We start from the raw sequence: 17692 nt of genomic DNA, 5'->3' as shown, positions 1-17692 counted from the left end.
GGTGCGGGGTCGGTCAGGCCGGTGTGGGTCGGTCAGGCCGTGTGGGGTCGGGCCGGTGTGGGTCGGTCAGGCCGTGTCGGGGCGGTCAGGCCGGTGAGAACAGGTGGTCGCTGATGAGCCGGGCGCCGCCGATGACTCCGGCGGTGGGACCGAGCTCCCCCAGGACGATGGGGAGGTTGCCGGTCGCCAGGGGCAGCGACTGGCGGTAGACCTGGGTGCGGATCGCGGCGAGCAGCGTGTGGCCGAGGCCGGTCACGCCGCCGCCGATCACCACGAGGCCGGGGTTGAAGAAGCTGACGAGACTCGCGATGACCTGGCCGGTGCGGTTGCCGCCCTCGCGGATGAGGTCGAGCGCGGCGGGGTCCCCCGCGGCGGCGGCCGCCGCGACGTCGACGGCGCTGAGCCGTCCCGCCTCGTCGAGCCGCGTGGCGAGCTCCGCCGAACGCCCCTCCCTGGCCGCCGTCTCGGCGTCGCGGGCGAGCGCCGCTCCGCTGAAGTAGGCCTCCAGGCAGCCCTTGTTGCCGCAGGCGCAGGGGCGTCCGTCCGGTTCGGACTGGATGTGGCCGATGTCGCCGGCGCTGCCCGTCGTCCCGCGGTGGACCTCACCGCCGACGACGATGCCGCAGCCGATGCCCGTGCCGATCTTGACGCAGAGGAAGTCGCCCACGGAGCGTGCGACGCCCGCGTGCTGCTCCCCCATCGCCATGAGGTTCACGTCGTTGTCGACCATGACGGGGCAGCCGAGATCCTGGCTGAGGGCCTCCCGGACGGGAAAGCCGTCCCACCCCGGCATGATCGGCGGGGCGACCGGCACGCCCTCCGGGAAGCGGACAGGGCCGGGGACGCCGATGCCGGCGCCGTCGAACCCTTCCGCGAGCCCGGAGGCCTTCAGCTTGGCCGCCATGGCGAGGACCTGCTCGAAGACCGCGACCGGGCCCTCGCGCACGTCCATGGGCTGGTTGATGTGGCCGAGCACCTCCAGCTCGGCGTTGGTCACCGCGACGTCGACCGAGGTCGCGCCGATGTCCACGCCGAGAAAGCGGAGGGCCGGGGCCAGGCGGATGTTGTGGGAGCGGCGGCCGCCGCGGGAGGCGGCGAGCCCGTCGGCGACCACGAGTCCGGTCTCCAGGAGCCGGTCGACCTCCACGGCCAGTTTGGACCGTGAGAGGTCGATCTGATCGCCCAGCTGGGCGCGGGAGTTGGGTCCTCCGTCACGCAACAGGCGCAGCAGGCGTGCCTGGTGCGTGTTGGCGGGTCGAGCCGTCATACGTCTCACGCGCCCCTCCCCGCCTCATCGGGCTTCCCATGCCGTTGCCCTCGGGCCGGCGCGCCGTCGTGCGGCCGCCTTCGCCGTGGGGCTTCCTTCAAGCTTTCGAGGGGAACGTAGCAGTGCCTGCCGGGGCTGGGAAGAAGTTGAGCGCGAATTACCCATGACTTTCTCCAGTCACAGGACAAAGGGGCGTTCGGCCGTGTTCCTAGGCCGGCTTCCGGAGCATGCACCAGGTGCGGGGGCCGTGGTCCGGCAGCGGGACGTCGGCCGTGACGGTGAAGCCGAGCCGTTCGTAGAACGCCACGTTCCGCTCGGTCGAGGTCTCCAGGAAACACGGGAAGCCCGCGCGGTCGGCGGCCGCGAGGCCGGGTTCGAGCACCGCGGCGCCGAGCCCCTTGCCCTGCTCGTCCGGGTCGACGCCGACCGTGGCGAGGAACCACGCGGGGTGCTGGGGGCGGTGCGGCAGCAGCGCGTGCTCCGCCGACTCGAACCAGGGCGCGCGATCGCCCGCGAGCTCCCCGATGAGCGGGCCGATCGCGGCGAAGCCCGGCGCCGGGTCGCGGTCCGGGGTGGTCCAGACGGCGACGGCACGCCCGGCGTTCGCGACCCAGACCCGCCCGTACACCATCCCGATGCGGGTCAGGAAGAGCTCCTGGAAGCGGCGGATCCGCTCCTCGTGGCCGTCGGCGGCGACGACGTGGCGCGTGAAGGGATAGTCGGCGAAGGCGCGGGCGAGGGTGTGCACGGCCACCGGCACGTCCTGCTCGATCAAGGGGCGTATGCGGTGGTCCGTACTCATGTCTCTTCTCCCTGTCCCGGTGGTCCGTGCCTACCTCTGAGGTAATCGACGACTCCGGAACCGCGCCGCACGATGGTGCTCCGCCGCGGCCCCGAGTGGAAGGTCACCCCATGTCGGACACCCTGCCTCAGAACGAACCGCATGCCCACTTGATTGATCTCGTCCCCTTCGCCGCACACCTCGGCATCGCCTTGACGGAGGCCGGACCCGACCGGGTCGAGGGCACCTTGGAGTGGTCGCCGGAGCTGTGCACGGTGGGCGGCGTGCTGCACGGCGGGGCGCTGATGACGCTCGCCGACACGGCGGGCGCGGTGTGCGCGTTCCTCAACCTGCCGTCGGGCGCGGCCACGGCGACGGTCGAGTCCAAGACGAACTTCCTGCGGGCCGTGCGCTCCGGGACGGCCCGTGCGGTGGCCCGCCCCCTGCATGTCGGCGGCTCCTTCGTCGTCGTACAGACCGAGGTGTACGACGACGGGGGGCGCCTCGCAGGCCACACGACGCAGACGCAGGCGGTGCTCAGCCCCGATCGCGCCGGTGGTACGTCTGACGGGTGTGCTCGGTGCGGGCCCGCATGATGTCCGGCGAGGGGCGGTTCTACGACGTCACGGGCAGCGCACGACCTGTCCCGCGTACGAGAGGTTGCCGCCGAAGCCGAAGAGCAGAACCGGGTCCCCGGAGCTGATTTCACCGCGCTCCACGAGCTTGGACAGGGCCATCGGGATGCTCGCCGCCGAGGTGTTCCCGGAGTCGACGACGTCGCGCGCGACCACGGCGTTCACGGCGCCGATGCGCTCGGCGAGCGGCTCGATGATCCGGAGGTTGGCCTGGTGCAGGACGACCGCGGCGAGGTCGGCCGGTGTCAGCCCCGCGCGCTCGCAGGCCGCGCGGGCGAGGGGCGGCAGCTGGGTCGTCGCCCAGCGGTAGACGCTCTGGCCCTCCTGGGCGAAGCGCGGCGGCGTGCCCTCGATGCGGACGGCGTTGCCCATCTCGGGCACCGAGCCCCACAGGACGGGGCCGATGCCGGGCTCCTCGCCGGGTCCGCACGCCTCGACGACGGCCGCGCCCGCGCCGTCGCCGGTCAGCACGCAGGTGGTGCGGTCCGTCCAGTCGGTGACCTCGGACATCTTGTCCGCGCCGATGACCAGGGCGCGGGTCGCGGCCCCGGCCCGCACGGTGTGGTCGGCGGTGGCGAGCGCGTGCGTGAAGCCCGCGCACACGACGTTGAGGTCCAGGGCGGCCGGGCCGGGGACGCCGAGCCGCGCGGCGACCCGGGCGGCCATGTTCGGCGAGCGGTCGATGGCCGTGGAGGTGGCGACCAGGACCAGGTCGATCGCGTCGGGGGTCAGGCCCGCGGCGGCCAGGGCCTTGCCGCCGGCGTACGCGGCCAGCTCGTCGACCGGCTCCTCCGGGCCCGCGATGTGGCGGGTGCGGATGCCCACCCGGGACCGGATCCACTCGTCGCTGGTGTCGACCGAGCTCGCCAGCTCCTCGTTGGTGAGGATCCTGGCGGGCTGATAGTGGCCGACAGCGGCGATGCGTGAGCCGTGCATGTACGGGTCCCCCTTGTTGCCGAAGATGCGGGACCCTCCAGTTTGGTCAGCGACTCACGAGTAACGGTGCACGTGATGCGACAGGAAAGGAGCGCGGGGTTTGGATGCTTCTCATGATGTGGTCACCCTCTGAAGAACGGTGTGACCTTGTGTGCGAGTCCGTACAGGACGTACGCCGTACGAGGCGGCTGCAACCTGACCCGGCACGTGCAGGACAATGAGATCGTCGAGGTCACCTTCCCGCACGACAAGCCTGTGACCCACGGCAGCCTCCGCATCAAGGGCCGCTTCGGCCACCAGCACGTACAGAACCGGGACTGATCACGACATGGGACGAGTCACGGAACGACGCAAGGTGATCCGCGTCAGGGACGGTCACGTCTCGGAGCGGCCCGACACCCTCGTCGCCGAGGAACCCCTGGAGATCCGGCTCAACGGCAGGCCGCTCGCCATCACCATGCGCACACCGGGCGACGACTTCGCGCTCGCGGCGGGCTTCCTGGTGAGCGAGGGCGTGCTCGGCTCGGCGGACGACCTGCGGTCGATCGTCTACTGCGCCGGGGCGCGGGACGACGGCTCCAACACGTACAACGTGGTCGACGTGCGGACCGCCGAGGGAGTCGTCCTCCCCGACATCACGCTCGAACGCAACGTCTACACCACCTCGTCGTGCGGACTGTGCGGCAAGGCGAGCCTGGACGCGGTCCGCACCACGGCACGCTTCCCGATCGCCGACACGCCTCCGGTCCTGCTCGGCACCGACCTGCTCGCGAGCCTCCCCGACCGGCTGCGCGCGGCGCAGCGCGTCTTCGACACGACCGGGGGCCTGCACGCCGCGGCGCTCTTCGACGAGGAGGGCACGCTCCTCGACATACGCGAGGACGTGGGGCGGCACAACGCCGTCGACAAGCTGGTCGGCCGCGCCCTGCAGAGCGGAGACCTGCCGCTGTCCCGCGCCGTCCTGCTCGTCTCCGGCCGCGCCTCCTTCGAGCTGGCCCAGAAGGCCGTGATGGCGGGCATCCCGGTGCTGGCCGCGGTCTCCGCGCCGTCGTCGCTCGCCGTCGACCTCGCCGCCGAGACGGGGCTCACGCTGATCGGTTTCCTGCGGGGCTCCTCCATGAACGTGTACGCGGGCGAGCACCGCGTCGCCCTTCAGACCGCGGCCGGCCAGGGCTGACCCGGGCCGCCCCGGCACGGCGGCGGCGCCCCTGCCGGCGGGGATTGCCCCCTGCGCCGGCCGGGCCCCTCCCCGGGGCACCGCACGCCCGGTTCCACGGCCTCACTGTTCCGGCGCCTCGACCCCCGAGACCCGGGTCAGCATCCGCAGGAACTGCTCCCGCTCGCCGGCCGAAAGCGGCGCGAGCAGTTCGGCGTTGGCGTGTGCGGCCGCTGCCGCGCACCGCTTCACCGTGCGCCGGCCGCGCGCGGTGATCGTGATCGCGTTCTTGCGGCGGTCCCGGGGGTCGGGCGCGCGTTCGACGAGCCCGTCGGCCTGGAGGTCGTTCAGGACGCCGACCATGTCCTTCGGGTCGAGCGAGACGCTGCGGCCCAGCTCGGCCTGGGCGACCGGGCCGTGGTCGGCAACGGCGGACAGCACCACGTGGTGCCACATCTTGAGCCCCTCGCGGGCCAGCGCGTCGGCGACCAGGCCGCGGCCCCGGGCGGCCGCGCGGCCGAGCAGCCAGCTGGGGAGGGTGCGGATGGTGCTGGGGGCGGGCGGGGTCGTGGCCATGGGTCAAGCGTAACCGCCCATCGTTGGACTTCCCCATGAGTTCGTGGTTACCGTTGGGGCCACCAATGATTCCCTCACCCCTGGAGGTGGTGCGGATGCGTCGCGTCCGGTATACCCACGGCGGCGGCCCCGAGGTCCTGTTCCTGGAGGATGCCCCCGTCCCCGACCCCGGGCCCGGCGAGCTCCTCGTCCGCGTCGAAGCCATCGGCGTGACCCTCCCCGTCGTGCGCAAGGTCCGCGAGAGCCGCGACCCGATCCCCCTCGGCGGCGAGGTCGCCGGGGAGGTCGTCGCGCTCGGCGAGGGCGTCACCGGTCACGCGCCGGGCGACCGCGTCACCGGGCTGGTCTTCGGCCACGGCTACGCCGACTACGCCCTGCTCCACACCTCGATGGCCACCCCCGTGCCCGAGGGAGCGAGCGCGGTCGACGCAGTCGCGCTGGTCCGCTCCGGCCTCGTCGCGTACGGCGCGCTCGAAGCGGCCCGCCCCGCCCCCGGCGAGTCCGCGCTCGTCACCGCCGCCGCGAGCGGGGTCGGACACCTCGCCCTGCAACTGGCGGGCCTGCGGGGCGCGTCGCGCGTCGTGGCGGCCGTGTCCGACCCCGGCAAGGCGGACTTCGTACGCGGACTCGGCGCCGACGAGGTCATCACGTACGACCAGGACGGCTGGGGCGAACCCGTCGACTACGTGCTGGACGCGGTCGGCGGCGACCTCCTGGGACCCGCCTGCAAGTCCCTCGCACCGCACGGCCGCTTGGTGGCCTACAGCTCGGGCGGCGGCACCGTGGCGGCGTACGACCTGCTCGTCGGCGCCAGATCCGTCATCGGCTTCCAGCTGGGCCTGATCGCGCGCGGCCGGCCGGAGCTGTACGAGAAGTGGCGCAGGGAGCTGTGGGAGCTCCACGCGGACGGTCGACTGCGGACCGCCGTGCACGCGGAGTTCGCCCTGGAGGAAGCGGTGCGGGCGCACGAGGTGATCGAGACGCGGAGCAACCGGGGGAAGGTCGTGCTGATCCCCTGACGCACGCTTCTTGTGGGGTGTCGGAGCCCGCAAGTAGCGTCTGTCCGCGTACGTTGGACGTGGGATGTCCGGATGTCCGGTCGCCTGTTCGACCGTTGCGCGGGCATTCCGAACCCCCGCACCGTCACCGCCATGAGTCGCCGTCGCCATGAAAGGCGGACCGCACCATGTCATCGAGTCTCCCCGCACGCCACCGACGCCTCAGATCGCTCCGTGCCGTCACCGCCGCCGTGACCGCGGTGGCCGTGGGCGCGTTGCTGCCCGCGCCCACCGCGCGGGCGGCCCGGGCCGCGGAGCCGCCGCCGTTCGAGCAGCAGGTGCTGTTCAAGGCGGACCGGGATCCCGGCTACGCCTGCTTCCGCATCCCGGCCGTGGTGCGGACGACCAAGGGAACGCTGCTCGCCTTCGCGGAGGGCCGGGTCAACGACTGCGGCGACGCGGGCGACATAGACCTGGTGCTCAAGCGGTCCCACGACGGCGGCCGCACCTGGGGCCCGCTCCAGGTCGTCAACGAGGGCGCGGGCGACACCCACGGCAATCCGGCGCCGGTCGTGGACCGCGAGACCGGCCGCGTCCTGCTGGCGGAGACGTACAACACGGGGCGTACGGACAACAAGAACTGTGATGTGCCGTGCGACCGCACCCCGCACCTGCAGTACAGCGACGACGACGGCCGCAGCTGGTCCGCGCCGCGCGACCTGAGCGACCAGATCCTGCCGGAGCACTGGAACTCCTGGTATGCGACCGGTCCCGTGCACGGGCTCCAGCTGACCCGCGGCCGGCACGCGGGGCGGCTCGTCTTCACCGCCAACACCGAGACGTGGGACGGCGGCCGCGTCACCGCCAACCACGCCGCGCTGATCGTCAGCGACGACGGCGGCGACCACTGGAAGATCGGCGCGACGGACTCGTACCCGATACCGGCAGGCGGCACCTTCCGCCAGAAGCCGTCCGAGATGACCATCACCGAACGGCCCGACGGGGCGATCCACGTCAGCGGCCGCGAACAGGACGGCACGGACCTGGGTCACCGCACGCAGACGGTCAGCCGGGACGGCGGCGACTCCTTCGCCGCCCCCTTCCGCGCGATCCCCGACCTCTACACGCCCCAAGTGCAGGGCTCCACCCTGCAGTTCGGCAAGCGGATGCTGCTCGCCTGCCCCGCCGACCCGGACCGCCGCCGCACCATGCAGATCCGCTCGTCCTACGACGGCGGCCGCACCTGGGACAGCGTCGACCGCGGCACCACGGTGACCACCGACTGGTCCGGCTACTCCGACATGGTGCGGGCCGACCGGACCCACGTGGGCCTCATGTACGAGGGCGGCGCGGTCGACGCGCGCGACGAGATCCGCTTCGCCCGCTTCACCGAGGACTGGCTGACGCCGCGCCGGGGCCCGGACCCGACCACCCGCGACCACGCGCCGGGCGCCCGGCCCGCCGCCGTGCTCGGCGGGGCGCGCACCACCCCGGGCCGCTTCGGCGGGGCGATCTCCTTCGACGGTACGGACGACGCCGTACGGCTGCCGTATCAGCACCGACTGCCGCTCGGCACCGAGGACTTCACGGCCTCCCTCTGGTTCCGCTACTCCGCGACGACCGGCGAGCAGCCGCTGCTGTGGATGGGCGGCATCGGCACCAATCAGCCGCAGGTGTGGCTGCGCGGCGAACCCGCGAGCGACCGCGTCACCGGCCTGATCACCACACGGGACGGCGCCGCTCCCCCGAAGTCCGCGTTCGCGCGCACGACCGGCGCGTACAACGACGGCCAGTGGCACCACATCGCGCTGCGCCGCGGCGCCGGCCGTCTGACGCTCTTCCTGAACGGCACGCAGGTCACCACCGCGGACGTACCCGGCTCGGTCAGCCGCAACTCCCCCTTCGGCGTGCACGTCGGCCAACGGCTCGACAGCCGGGCCCACTTCACCGGCGCGATCGACGAAGTGCGGGTGTACGACAGGGCGTTGGACGACGCCGAGGTGGGGGCCCTGCGCACTGCCGATGCTCCTGTGACACGGGACACCGTCGTGCGGCTCCCCATGGACCGGGTGCGCGACAGCAACTAACGTCCCCGGCGTGTGTGCCCGTCAACGTCCCGCGACGGGGGCGCGCAGCGTCTGGCTCGTCCTGCTGCTCGCCCTGGTCTGCGCGGCCGTACTGCTCATCGCCCTCCCGGAAGACGACCGGGAGGGCGATGCGGCATGCAGACCCCGCACCGTCGCCTCCTGGGCCGCCGACGACAGGTCCACCGGGGAGTTCGCGCGCTACGGCGACGACATGACGCGCACCGACGACTGGACCGGGGGCGACGGCACCCACTCGGTGCGGCTGCCGGACGGGCGCGTGCTGTGGCTGTTCTCCGACACCTTCCTGGGCCAGGTCCACGCGCCCCCGAACCAGGCGGGCCAGCCGCACACCTGGCGCGACCCGAACACGCCCATGGTCCGTAACTCGGCCGTGGTGATGTCCCGTTCGGGCACCCTGCAGCGCACCCTCGCCGCGCCGCTCTTCCCCGACCCGGCGCCGCAGGAGTGGCGCTGGCCGGTGGCGGCCCGTGTGGAGCCCCGCTCGTCCGGCTCGGACGAGCGCGTCGTGCGCGTCCTGCTGTGGAACCGCATGGCGAGCCAGGGCCCCTGGATCTACGGTGTCCCCGTCGCCACGGAGGTCGCCACGCTCTCGCTGCCCGACCTGCGCGTCGAGGGCATCACCAAGGTCTCGGACCAGCGGTCGGTCGCCGATCCGGAGAAACGGGTCCTGTACGGCGCGGCGGCGGTCGAGGACGACGGCTGGACGTACGTCTTCGGCGGCACGGACGCGCAGGCGACCTCGCGCCCCTCCTCGGACGCCCATGTGGCGCGTGTCCCGCACGGCAGCCTCGCCGAGCCCGGCGCGTGGGAGTACTGGGACGGCGAGGCGTGGGGCCACGACGTCACGCCGAAGCCGGTGCTCGGGGACGGGAAGCGGAAGGGGGTGGGCAGCGCGTTCACGGTGGTGCGGGACGACGGGACGTACGTGCTGTTCACCATGGCGGCGGGCACCGAGGGCCTGACCACCGTCACCTCGTACTGGTCCTGCTCCCCCACCGGCCCCTGGCACGGGCCCACCAAGGCCTTCGAGGCGCCCCTGCCCAAGGACAGCGCCGTCCGCCAGGAGACCGCCGCCTACAACCCGCAGGCCCATCCCGCGCTCGGCGGCGACGGCCGTCTCGTCCTCAGCTACGACGTCAACTGGCTGGACGCGACGCCCGCCAACGCGCAGGCGAACGTCACCCGGAACGTGTCGCTGTACCGGCCGCGGTTCGTCTCCCTGCGGCTGACGGGGGCTCGCTGACGAACTCCTGCGGATCGCGCGAGCGGCGCTTGGCGATGACCGCGCAGACCATCAGCTGCATCTGGTGGAAGAGCATCAGCGGCAGCACGGCCAGCGAGGCGTCCGCGCCGAACAGGACGCTCGCCATGGGCAGTCCGGCCGCCAGGGACTTCTTCGACCCGGCGAACTGGATCGCGACGCGGTCGGCCCTGCCGAAGCCGAGCCGCTTCGCCCCGTACCAGGTCAGCGTCAGCATGACGGTCAGCAGGACCGCCTCGACGCCGAGCAGCGCGAGCAGCCGCAGCGGGTGCACCTGGCTCCAGATGCCCTCGACCATGCCCTCGCTGAACGCGGTGTAGACGACGAGCAGGATCGACCCGCGGTCCACGTATCCGAGGATCTTCTTGTGGCGGGTGATGAAGCCGCCCACCCACCGGCGCAGGAGCTGCCCGGCGAGGAACGGCACCAGCAGCTGCAGCACGATCTTGAGGAGCGAGTCCGCCGAGAAGCCGCCGCCGCTGTCACCGAGCAGGGCGGCCGCGAGCAGCGGGGTGAGCACGATGCCGGCCAGCGAGGAGAAGGAGCCCGCGCAGATCGCCGCGGGGACGTTGCCGCGGGCCATCGACGTGAAGGCGATGGACGACTGGATCGTCGAGGGCACCAGGGTGAGGAAGAGCAAGCCGCTGAAGAGCGCGGGCGTCAGGACGTACGGGACGAGTCCCTTCGCCGCGAGTCCGAGCAGCGGGAAGACGACGAACGTGCAGGCGAGGACCGTGACGTGGAGCCGCCAGTGCTTGAGCCCGTCGAGCGCCTCGCGGGTGGAGAGCCGGGCCCCGTAGAGGAAGAAGAGCAGCGCGACGGCCCCGGTGGAGGCGCCGGACGCGACGTCCGCGGCGGTGTCGCGGGCGGGCAGCAGGGCCGCGAGGCCCACGGTCGCGAGCAACGCCACGATGTACGGGTCGACCGGCATCCAGGACGGCCACTTCAGGCGTTTCACGGTGCTCCATGCTCTCGGTGCGGGACGGCCCCGCGCTCGTACGGATGTGCCCTTCCCATGATCCTCCGGAGCCGGGTGATCGGGAATCCCGTACACCGCTCTGACTGCCATCACGATCCGCGATGACAGGGCTAGGCTGGTCAGCGTGTACGACCCCTCACAGCTCCGCACGTTCCTCGCGGTCGCCCAGACGCTGAGCTTCACCCGGGCCGCCCGCAGGCTGAACCTGCGCCAGTCCACCGTCAGCCAGCACGTGCGCCGCCTCGAGGACGCCACCGGGCGCCAGCTGTTCACCCGCGACACCCACAGCGTGGAGCTGACCGAGGACGGCGAGGCCATGCTCGGCTTCGCCCGCCGGATCCTGGCGGCGCACGAACAGGCGGCGGCGTTCTTCGCGGGCAAGCGCCTCGGCGGACGGCTGCGGTTCGGGGCGTCCGAGGACTTCGTCCTGACGCGGCTCACCGACATCCTGGAGACCTTCCGGCGCGACCACCCGGACGTCGACCTGGAGCTGACGGTCGAGCTGTCCGGCACGCTCCACAAGCGCCTCGACGCGGGCAAGCTGGACCTGGTGCTCGCCAAGCGGCGCCCGGAGGATCCGCGCGGCGAGCTGGTGTGGCAGGACGAGCTGGTCTGGATCGGTGCCGAGCGGCTCCGCCTCGACCCGGAGCGGCCGGTGCCGCTGATCGTCTATCCGCCGCCCGGCATCACCCGCGCGCTCGCCTTCGAGGCGCTGGAGCGGCGGGGCCGCGCCTGGCGTGTGGCCTGCACGAGCGGCAGCCTCAACGGCCTGGTGGCGGCGGCCCGCGCGGGGCTCGGCGTGATGGCTCACTCGCTGGGCCTGATCCCGCCCGGCCTGGTCCGCGTCCCCGACCGCGCGGGTCTGCCGGAGCTCGGCCCTGTCGACTTCGTGCTGCTGCACGGCGAGCGGCGCGCGTCGGCCCAGGACGCGGCGGACGCCCTGGCGGCGGCGATCCTGGCGGGCGGGGACCGGCTGCACCGGGGCGGGCACCAGTCCACCGGGGTGGGCGCTAGCGCAGCGGCCGCGGATACGTGAGCTCCTTGAAGCGGCGCAGATAGGGCGCCGATTCGACGTGGCGCACGCCGTCGAGCGAGCCGAGGCTGCCGCTCAGATAGGTGTAGAGCTCGTCGGTGTCGCGGGTCACGACGCTCGCCATCAGGTTGGCCGACCCGGTGATGGCGGAGACGTGGGCGATCTCGGGGTGCCCGGCCATCGCCCGGCCCACCTGGTCGAGCGCGCCCGGGGCGACGGTGACCCAGAGCATCGCGGCGGTGGTGAAGCCGAAGCGCGCGGTGTCGTACTCGGTGTCGATGTAGAGCGCGCCCGAGCCGAGCAGCGCGGCGACGCGGCGCTTGACCGAGGACTCGGAGCGGCCGGTGAGCCGCTGCAGCTCGGGGTAGGTGACGCGGCCGTCGGCCTTCAGGGCGGCGACCAGGGGCTCGTCGTCGGGAGTGATGCGGGCGGGGCCCGGCACGGCCGGCGGCTCGGCGGGTCCGAGCGCGGCGACCTGCTCGTCGGAGAGCGGGCGGTGCTTGCCGATCCAGCCGGTGCGGCCGCCGTAGAAGCGGTGCATCAGCTGGTGTGCGGTGATCTCGATGAGCTTGCGGGTGCGCAGGAGCTTGCCGAAGAGCAGGTCCTCGTAGGCGGCGGGGGTGCGCGGCAGCGATAGGCAGACCACTTCGGTGCCGGCCGATGTGAGGTGGACCCATGCCGTGTCGGGGCGGCGGGCCAGCGCGGCCGCGATGGCCTCGGCGCCGTCGGGCGTGCAGCGCAGGCGCAGCATCCACTCGTCGTGGCCGAGCCGCCGAGGGTCACGGACGCCGACGATGCGGAGCCCCGCCTCGGCGCGCAGGCGGCGGAAACGGCGGGCGACGGTCTGGTCGGAGACGCCGAGGACGCCCGCGATGCGGCTGAAGGGGGCCCTGCCGTCGACCTCCAAGGCGTGCAGCAGCTGAAGGTCCAGGTCGTCGAAGACGTCGGATTCCATCGCCGGGAAGCCTCCACATGTCGAATAAGTGCGCCAGGCCGTCCTCTGGCACCGGCATCGTTCGCCGTCGGCTCATCGTACGAGGGCGTCCACAGATGTCGGACGAGGAGTCGGAGGAACAAGGAAATGCGTACATGGGGGCCGCTCACCGCGGTGTCTCTGGGAACGTTCATGCTGCTGCTGGACGTGACGATCGTGATCGTGGCACTGCCCGACATGGCGCGGGCGCTGGACGCCTCGCTGAGCGATCTGCAGTGGGTCATCGACGGCTACGCGCTCGCGCTGGCCGCGCTGCTGCTCGGCGTCGGCGCCGCGGCCGATGTGTTCGGCAGGCGGCGGCTCAACGTCGTCGGCACCGCGCTGTTCGCGGTGGCCTCGCTGGGCTGCGGGCTCGCGTCGGACGCGGACCTGCTGGTGGCGGCGCGCGCTGTGCAGGGCCTTGGCGCCGCCGCGATGCTCGCGACGACGCTGCCGCTGCTCGGCGCCGCCTATCAGGGGCGCGACCGGTCGGCCGCGCTCGGCGTGTGGGGCGCGGTGAGCGGCGCGTCGGCCGCGCTCGGTCCGATCGTGGGCGGGCTGCTCACGGAGGGGCCCGGCTGGCGCTGGATCTTCTTCGTGAATCTGCCGGTCAGCGTGGCGTCGATCTGGCTGACGCTGCGGGTCGTGCCGGAGTCGAAGGGGCCCGCTGGGCGTCGGGTCGACTGGGCGGGCACGGCGGCGTTCGCGTGCTTCGCGGGCGCGGGGACGTACGGGGTGCTGCGCGGCGGGGCGGACGGCTGGACCTCGGCGGCGGCCGGGACGTCCTTCGCGGTCTCGGCGCTGGCGCTGCTCTGCTTCGTCCTGGTCGAGCGGCGCGTCGCGCAGCCGCTCCTCGACCTGCGGCTGCTGCGCAAGCCCGCCTTCACCGGGGTCCTGATCGGCGCGATCGGGTACAACGGTGCCGCTTTCGGCGTCGTCCCGTACGTCTCCATCTGGCTGCAGACCGTGCTCGGCATGAGTCCGGTGCGCGGCAGTCTGGTGCTGCTGCCGCTCGCCGCGACGTCGTTCGTGGTGGCGCTGGTCGCCGGTCGGCTGCTGCACGGGGTGGCGCCGCGCGTCGTCATCGGGGTGGGGCTGTTGCTGATCGGTGCGGGCGGACTGTGCCTGGCGGTGCTCGACGCCGGGTCCTCGTGGGGCGCGCTCGCGCCGGGGCTCACGCTCACGGGCGTCGGCGCGGGGCTGGTCGCGCCGGCCCTTGCGGGGGCGGCGCTCGCCGCGGTGCCGCCCGCGAACGCCGGGATGGCGGGCGGCGCGGTCAACACCTTCCGCCAGCTCGGGTACGCGGTCGGGGTCGCCCTGTTCGGCACGGTGCTCACCGCGCGCATGCAGGACTCGCTCGGCCGCGAGGCGGCGCACACCGTCGCGGGCGGCGGCGCCTCGGCCCTGCGCGGCACGGTTCCGGAGCACGCGGTGCGGGCGGCCTTCGCGTCGGGCCTCAACGGGGCGTCGCTTGCGGCGGGGGTGGCGGGGCTTGTCTCCGGTGTCCTGGTGCTCGTGATGGTGCGGGCGGGGGCTCCCGGAGGTGCGGCGGGAACTCCGGAGCGGGAGCCGCGCGTTCTCGAAGAGGCACGGTGAACCGGCGATGGGTGAAGCGACGACGAGGGCCGTGACCGCTGCGTACAGATTCGGTGGAGATTACGCCACCGAAACTTACTCCACCGTAAGTAAGTTGTCCCGCCCTTCCCCTTGTGGCCGCATTTCCACCGGCTGACCAGTGCCGATGGACCGTACCGACCGCGCTTGCGACCCCTCCCGAAGGTGCGCGGCGTGGGGTACGGTCACGGCGCTGTGCGGAGCGCCACAAGGAGCATCATTGCGCGAGTTCACGAATCCTCCGATGGCGTCGGTGCCGCTGGTGGGCGGCCTTGCCGACGCCGTGTTCGACCATGCCGCCGAGGACCCGGCGCGCGTCGCCTTCGGCCGCAAGACCGACGGGCGCTGGTCCGACGTCACCGCGGCCGAGTTCCGCGACGAGGTGCTCGCCCTGGCCAAGGGTCTGATCGCGCAGGGCGTGCGGTTCGGGGACCGCGTGGCGATCATGTCGCGTACGAGGTACGAGTGGACGCTCTTCGACTTCGCGCTGTGGACGATCGGCGCCCAGGTCGTGCCGATCTATCCGACGTCCTCCGCAGACCAGGTCCTGTGGATGCTGCACGACGCGCAGGTGTCGGCGGCGATGGTCGAGCACGAGGACCACGCGATGACGATCGGCTCGGTCGTCGACCGGCTGCCGCAGCTGCGCCGGCTGTGGCAGCTGGACGCCGACGCGGTCGGTGAGCTGACCGGCGCGGGGCGGGAGATCGACGACGACGTGGTGCACCGGCACCGCCGCGCGGTCACGCCCGACTCGATCGCCACGATCATCTACACGTCCGGCACGACGGGCCGCCCCAAGGGCTGTCTGATCTCGCACGCGAACTTCATGTTCGAGGCGGACGTGATGGTGGGGCGCTGGGAGCCGGTGTTCCACTCCAAGCGGGGCGACGAGGCGACGACGCTGCTCTTCCTGCCGCTGGCGCACGTCTTCGGCCGCATGGTGCAGGTGGCGGCGGTGCGCGGCCGGGTCAAGATGGGGCACCAGCCCAACCTCAACGCGGCGGCACTGCTGCCCGACCTGGCCGCGTTCCGGCCCTCGTTCATCCTCGCCGTGCCGTACATCTTCGAGAAGGTCTTCAACGCGGCGCGGCGCAAGGCGGAGAAGGACGGCAGGGCGGGCCCGTTCGACAAGGCCGTCGAGTGCGCCGTGCGGTACGCCGACGCGCTGGAGGCCAAGGCGTTCGGGACGGGCCCGGGGCCCTCGGCCGGACTGCGCATGCAGCACCAGCTCTTCGACAAGCTCGTCTTCTCCAAGGTGCGGGAGGCGATGGGCGGCCGGGTGCGGCACGCGATGTCCGGCGGCTCCGGGATGGACCGCCGGCTCGGCCTGTTCTTCGCGGGCGCGGGCGTGACGATCTACGAGGGGTACGGCCTGACCGAGTCGACGGCCGCCGCGACCGCCAACCCGCCGGAGCGCACCCGCTACGGCACGGTCGGCCAGGCCATCCCCGGCACGACGGTGCACATCGCGGAGGACGGCGAGGTGTGGCTGCGCGGCGGCAACGTCTTCCAGGGCTACCTCAACGACCCCAAGGCCACCGACGCGACCCTGCGGGACGGCTGGCTGGCCACCGGCGACCTGGGCGCGCTCGACGAGGACGGCTATCTGACGATCACGGGACGCAAGAAGGAGATCCTGGTGACGTCGGGCGGCAAGAGCGTGTCGCCGGCCCAGCTGGAGGAGCGGGTGCGCGACCATCCGCTGGTCGCCCAGTGCGTCGTCGTCGGCAACGACCGCCCCTACATCGCGGCGCTCGTCACGCTGGACTCCGAGGCCGTCGAGCACTGGCTGACCATGCGCCGCAAGCCGATGCTGCCGCCGAGCGAGCTGGTGCGCGACCCCGAGCTGGAGACCGAGGTGCGGCGCGCCGTCGTCGCCGCCAACACCCTCGTCTCGCAGGCCGAATCGATCCGTACGTTCCGCATACTGGCGCATCAGTTCACCGAAGAGCACGGCCTCCTCACGCCGTCGCTAAAGCTGAAGCGGAAGGCGATCGAGACCGTGTACTCGGCCGAGGTCGAAGCGCTGTACCGCGGCTAGTTATTGACGGTTCGTCAGGTCACGCACACAATCAGCCCCACTTCGACTTCAGGGGGCTCGACCGTGTCGCGATCGATCCGCACCACCACCGCCGCCGTTGCGGCCCTGCTGCTCGCCACGTCCTGCAACTCCGCCTCCGAAAGCGGCAGTTCAAAGGAGGGAGACGGCGGCTCCACGCGGGGCGTGACCGACGACTCCATCAAGGTCGGCGGCATCGTCTCGATGACGACCGCCAGCGGATACAGCAAGAAGGACACCGACCTGGGCGCGAAGGCCCGCTTCGACCGCGCCAACGCAGAGGGCGGCGTGCACGGCCGGAAGATCGACTACCTGGGTGCGGAGGACGACGGGCAGGACCCCGGCAAGAACCTCGCGGCGGCCCGCAGGCTCGTGCAGCAGGAGAAGGTCTTCGCGATCTCGCCGATGAGTTCGGTCACCTTCTCCGGTGCGGACTTCCTGCAGAAGCAGAAGGTGCCCACGTTCGGCTGGGGCACCATTCCGCCCTTCTGCGGCCCCACCTACATGTACGGCTTCGGCGGCTGCATGGTGCCGATGCCCGGCGGCACCATCACGCAGAGCTGGCCCGAGGGCCTCAAGAAGGTGATGGGCGGGGCGAAGGGCAGGTCGGTGGCGATCCTCGCCAACGACAACGACGCCGGTACGTTCGCCATCCGCACCTACAAGCAGAGCTTCGCTGCCGCCGGGTACGAGGTGACGTACGCCAAGTCGACGGTGCCCGCGACCTCGGTGCCGAGCGACTGGTCGGCGTACACGAAGGAGATCCTCCGCTCCGACGGCGGCAAGGCGCCGGACGCCGTCGTCTCCGTCATGCAGACCCCGTACAACATCGGCCTGTTCACGGCCGTCAAGCGGGCGGGCTTCAAGGGCGTCCTCACCGACCCCACCGACTACGACCCGGGCCTACTCGCCAAGAGCGCGACGAGGAAAGCGCTCGACGGCGTGCACGTCCTCCTCTCCTTCCAGCCGTTCGAGCAGGACAGCGCGGACATGAGGCAGTTCAAGGCGGACATCAGGAAGGCGGCGGGCAGAGAAGTGCCGCTCAACATGCACATGATGACCGGCTACATGTCCGCCGACCTCTTCCTCGCCCTCGCGGAGAAAGCGGGCAAGGACCTCACCGTCGACTCCTTCCAGAAGGCCGCGGACGGCTATGCGGACACCGGCACCATGGTCGGCGACCGGCGGCTGCCCGAGGGGCGGAAGGAGGCGTTCGGCTGCGGCGCCCTCGTGCAGCTCAAGGGCGGGAAGTACGCCGTGTCGTCGCCGTTCAAGTGCTACGAACCGATCCCCTTCAAGTAGGGGCGGGCCGC

Annotated in this window: 15 protein-coding genes and 1 pseudogene; 10 read left to right on the top strand and 6 right to left on the bottom strand. The window is 72.3% G+C overall.

What is annotated here, in order from left to right; all coding sequences use genetic code 11:
• Window positions 1–85: 85 nt before the first annotated feature.
• Together ACZ7LU_RS04745 and ACZ7LU_RS04740 are read right to left on the bottom strand one after the other, a co-directional pair.
• Window positions 86–1267, bottom strand: coding sequence for an ROK family transcriptional regulator (locus ACZ7LU_RS04745; protein WP_398299532.1), 1182 nt, complete (start codon window positions 1265–1267; stop codon window positions 86–88).
• Window positions 1268–1475: 208 nt separating this feature from the next.
• Window positions 1476–2069 (bottom strand): GNAT family N-acetyltransferase, encoded by a 594-nt coding sequence (locus tag ACZ7LU_RS04740; RefSeq protein ID WP_471915691.1) that lies wholly within the window; start codon window positions 2067–2069, stop codon window positions 1476–1478.
• 110 nt (window positions 2070–2179) lie between these two features.
• On the opposite strand from ACZ7LU_RS04740, the gene ACZ7LU_RS04735 reads away from it, so the two are divergent.
• Window positions 2180–2644: a PaaI family thioesterase gene (locus tag ACZ7LU_RS04735; RefSeq protein ID WP_468557659.1), complete on the top strand. Its 465-nt coding sequence runs from the start codon at window positions 2180–2182 to the stop codon at window positions 2642–2644.
• Between the two features lie 27 nt (window positions 2645–2671).
• Here the strand turns inward: ACZ7LU_RS04735 and ACZ7LU_RS04730 are convergent, their stop codons facing one another.
• Window positions 2672–3619, bottom strand: a complete 948-nt coding sequence (locus tag ACZ7LU_RS04730) for a beta-ketoacyl-ACP synthase III (RefSeq protein WP_398299538.1) — start codon at window positions 3617–3619, stop codon at window positions 2672–2674.
• Between the two features lie 186 nt (window positions 3620–3805).
• Here ACZ7LU_RS04730 and ACZ7LU_RS04725 point away from each other — a divergent pair.
• Together ACZ7LU_RS04725 and fdhD are read left to right on the top strand one after the other, a co-directional pair.
• Window positions 3806–3940, top strand: a pseudogene (locus ACZ7LU_RS04725) (2Fe-2S iron-sulfur cluster-binding protein); the annotation flags it as partial.
• Window positions 3941–3947: 7 nt separating this feature from the next.
• A complete protein-coding gene (gene fdhD / locus ACZ7LU_RS04720) occupies window positions 3948–4796 on the top strand; it encodes a formate dehydrogenase accessory sulfurtransferase FdhD (RefSeq protein ID WP_471915690.1) in 849 nt (282 codons plus the stop codon).
• Between the two features lie 102 nt (window positions 4797–4898).
• Here fdhD and ACZ7LU_RS04715 read toward each other — a convergent pair whose 3' ends face one another.
• Entirely contained in the window at window positions 4899–5351 is a 453-nt protein-coding gene (locus ACZ7LU_RS04715) for a MarR family winged helix-turn-helix transcriptional regulator (RefSeq protein WP_471915689.1), read from the bottom strand.
• Between the two features lie 95 nt (window positions 5352–5446).
• On the opposite strand from ACZ7LU_RS04715, the gene ACZ7LU_RS04710 reads away from it, so the two are divergent.
• The 3 genes from ACZ7LU_RS04710 to ACZ7LU_RS04700 all read left to right on the top strand — a co-directional run bounded on the left by ACZ7LU_RS04710 (window position 5447) and on the right by ACZ7LU_RS04700 (window position 9700).
• The gene (locus tag ACZ7LU_RS04710) at window positions 5447–6370 is read left to right on the top strand and encodes a quinone oxidoreductase family protein (protein WP_471915688.1); all 924 of its coding nucleotides are present in this window, start codon (window positions 5447–5449) and stop codon (window positions 6368–6370) included.
• Between the two features lie 167 nt (window positions 6371–6537).
• Window positions 6538–8436, top strand: a complete 1899-nt coding sequence (locus ACZ7LU_RS04705) for an exo-alpha-sialidase (RefSeq protein WP_471915687.1) — start codon at window positions 6538–6540, stop codon at window positions 8434–8436.
• 10 nt (window positions 8437–8446) lie between these two features.
• Window positions 8447–9700, top strand: coding sequence for a DUF4185 domain-containing protein (locus ACZ7LU_RS04700; RefSeq protein ID WP_468086229.1), 1254 nt, complete (start codon window positions 8447–8449; stop codon window positions 9698–9700).
• Here the strand turns inward: ACZ7LU_RS04700 and ACZ7LU_RS04695 are convergent.
• Window positions 9636–10676: a bile acid:sodium symporter family protein gene (locus ACZ7LU_RS04695; protein ID WP_471915686.1), complete on the bottom strand. Its 1041-nt coding sequence runs from the start codon at window positions 10674–10676 to the stop codon at window positions 9636–9638. The two genes, ACZ7LU_RS04700 and ACZ7LU_RS04695, sit on opposite strands and share 65 nt — an antisense overlap.
• A 145-nt stretch (window positions 10677–10821) precedes the next feature.
• Between ACZ7LU_RS04695 and ACZ7LU_RS04690 the strand changes: the two genes are divergently transcribed.
• On the top strand, window positions 10822–11733 hold the full coding sequence (locus tag ACZ7LU_RS04690; protein WP_471915685.1) for a LysR substrate-binding domain-containing protein: 912 nt from the start codon (window positions 10822–10824) through the stop codon (window positions 11731–11733).
• Here ACZ7LU_RS04690 and ACZ7LU_RS04685 read toward each other — a convergent pair.
• Window positions 11708–12685 (bottom strand): Lrp/AsnC family transcriptional regulator, encoded by a 978-nt coding sequence (locus tag ACZ7LU_RS04685; RefSeq protein ID WP_471915684.1) that lies wholly within the window; start codon window positions 12683–12685, stop codon window positions 11708–11710. The two genes, ACZ7LU_RS04690 and ACZ7LU_RS04685, sit on opposite strands and share 26 nt — an antisense overlap.
• Before the next feature lie 126 nt (window positions 12686–12811).
• Between ACZ7LU_RS04685 and ACZ7LU_RS04680 the strand changes: the two genes are divergently transcribed.
• The 3 genes from ACZ7LU_RS04680 (at window position 12812) to ACZ7LU_RS04670 (ending at window position 17681) form a co-directional block, all read left to right on the top strand.
• Window positions 12812–14299, top strand: coding sequence for an MFS transporter (locus ACZ7LU_RS04680; RefSeq protein ID WP_468712543.1), 1488 nt, complete (start codon window positions 12812–12814; stop codon window positions 14297–14299).
• 262 nt (window positions 14300–14561) lie between these two features.
• Window positions 14562–16361: an AMP-dependent synthetase/ligase gene (locus ACZ7LU_RS04675; protein ID WP_471916478.1), complete on the top strand. Its 1800-nt coding sequence runs from the start codon at window positions 14562–14564 to the stop codon at window positions 16359–16361.
• A gap of 63 nt (window positions 16362–16424) precedes the next feature.
• Entirely contained in the window at window positions 16425–17681 is a 1257-nt protein-coding gene (locus tag ACZ7LU_RS04670) for an ABC transporter substrate-binding protein (RefSeq protein WP_471915683.1), read from the top strand.
• The last annotated feature ends 11 nt before the right edge of the window (window positions 17682–17692 follow it).

It is taken from the genome of Streptomyces sp. NPDC039462 (genome assembly GCF_055639375.1).
The sequence above is the reverse complement of the archived record's forward strand: the minus strand, read 5'-3'. Positions and strand labels throughout refer to the sequence as shown.

Coding starts and splice junctions, on each gene's coding strand:
- ACZ7LU_RS04745 (WP_398299532.1), bottom strand. CDS start 1,267: ATGACGGCTCGACCCGCCAACACGCACCAGGCACGCCTGCTGCGCCTG.
- ACZ7LU_RS04740 (WP_471915691.1), bottom strand. CDS start 2,069: ATGAGTACGGACCACCGCATACGCCCCTTGATCGAGCAGGACGTGCCG.
- ACZ7LU_RS04735 (WP_468557659.1), top strand. CDS start 2,180: ATGTCGGACACCCTGCCTCAGAACGAACCGCATGCCCACTTGATTGAT.
- ACZ7LU_RS04730 (WP_398299538.1), bottom strand. CDS start 3,619: ATGCACGGCTCACGCATCGCCGCTGTCGGCCACTATCAGCCCGCCAGG.
- fdhD (WP_471915690.1), top strand. CDS start 3,948: ATGGGACGAGTCACGGAACGACGCAAGGTGATCCGCGTCAGGGACGGT.
- ACZ7LU_RS04715 (WP_471915689.1), bottom strand. CDS start 5,351: ATGGCCACGACCCCGCCCGCCCCCAGCACCATCCGCACCCTCCCCAGC.
- ACZ7LU_RS04710 (WP_471915688.1), top strand. CDS start 5,447: ATGCGTCGCGTCCGGTATACCCACGGCGGCGGCCCCGAGGTCCTGTTC.
- ACZ7LU_RS04705 (WP_471915687.1), top strand. CDS start 6,538: ATGTCATCGAGTCTCCCCGCACGCCACCGACGCCTCAGATCGCTCCGT.
- ACZ7LU_RS04685 (WP_471915684.1), bottom strand. CDS start 12,685: ATGGAATCCGACGTCTTCGACGACCTGGACCTTCAGCTGCTGCACGCC.
- ACZ7LU_RS04680 (WP_468712543.1), top strand. CDS start 12,812: ATGCGTACATGGGGGCCGCTCACCGCGGTGTCTCTGGGAACGTTCATG.
- ACZ7LU_RS04675 (WP_471916478.1), top strand. CDS start 14,562: ATGGCGTCGGTGCCGCTGGTGGGCGGCCTTGCCGACGCCGTGTTCGAC.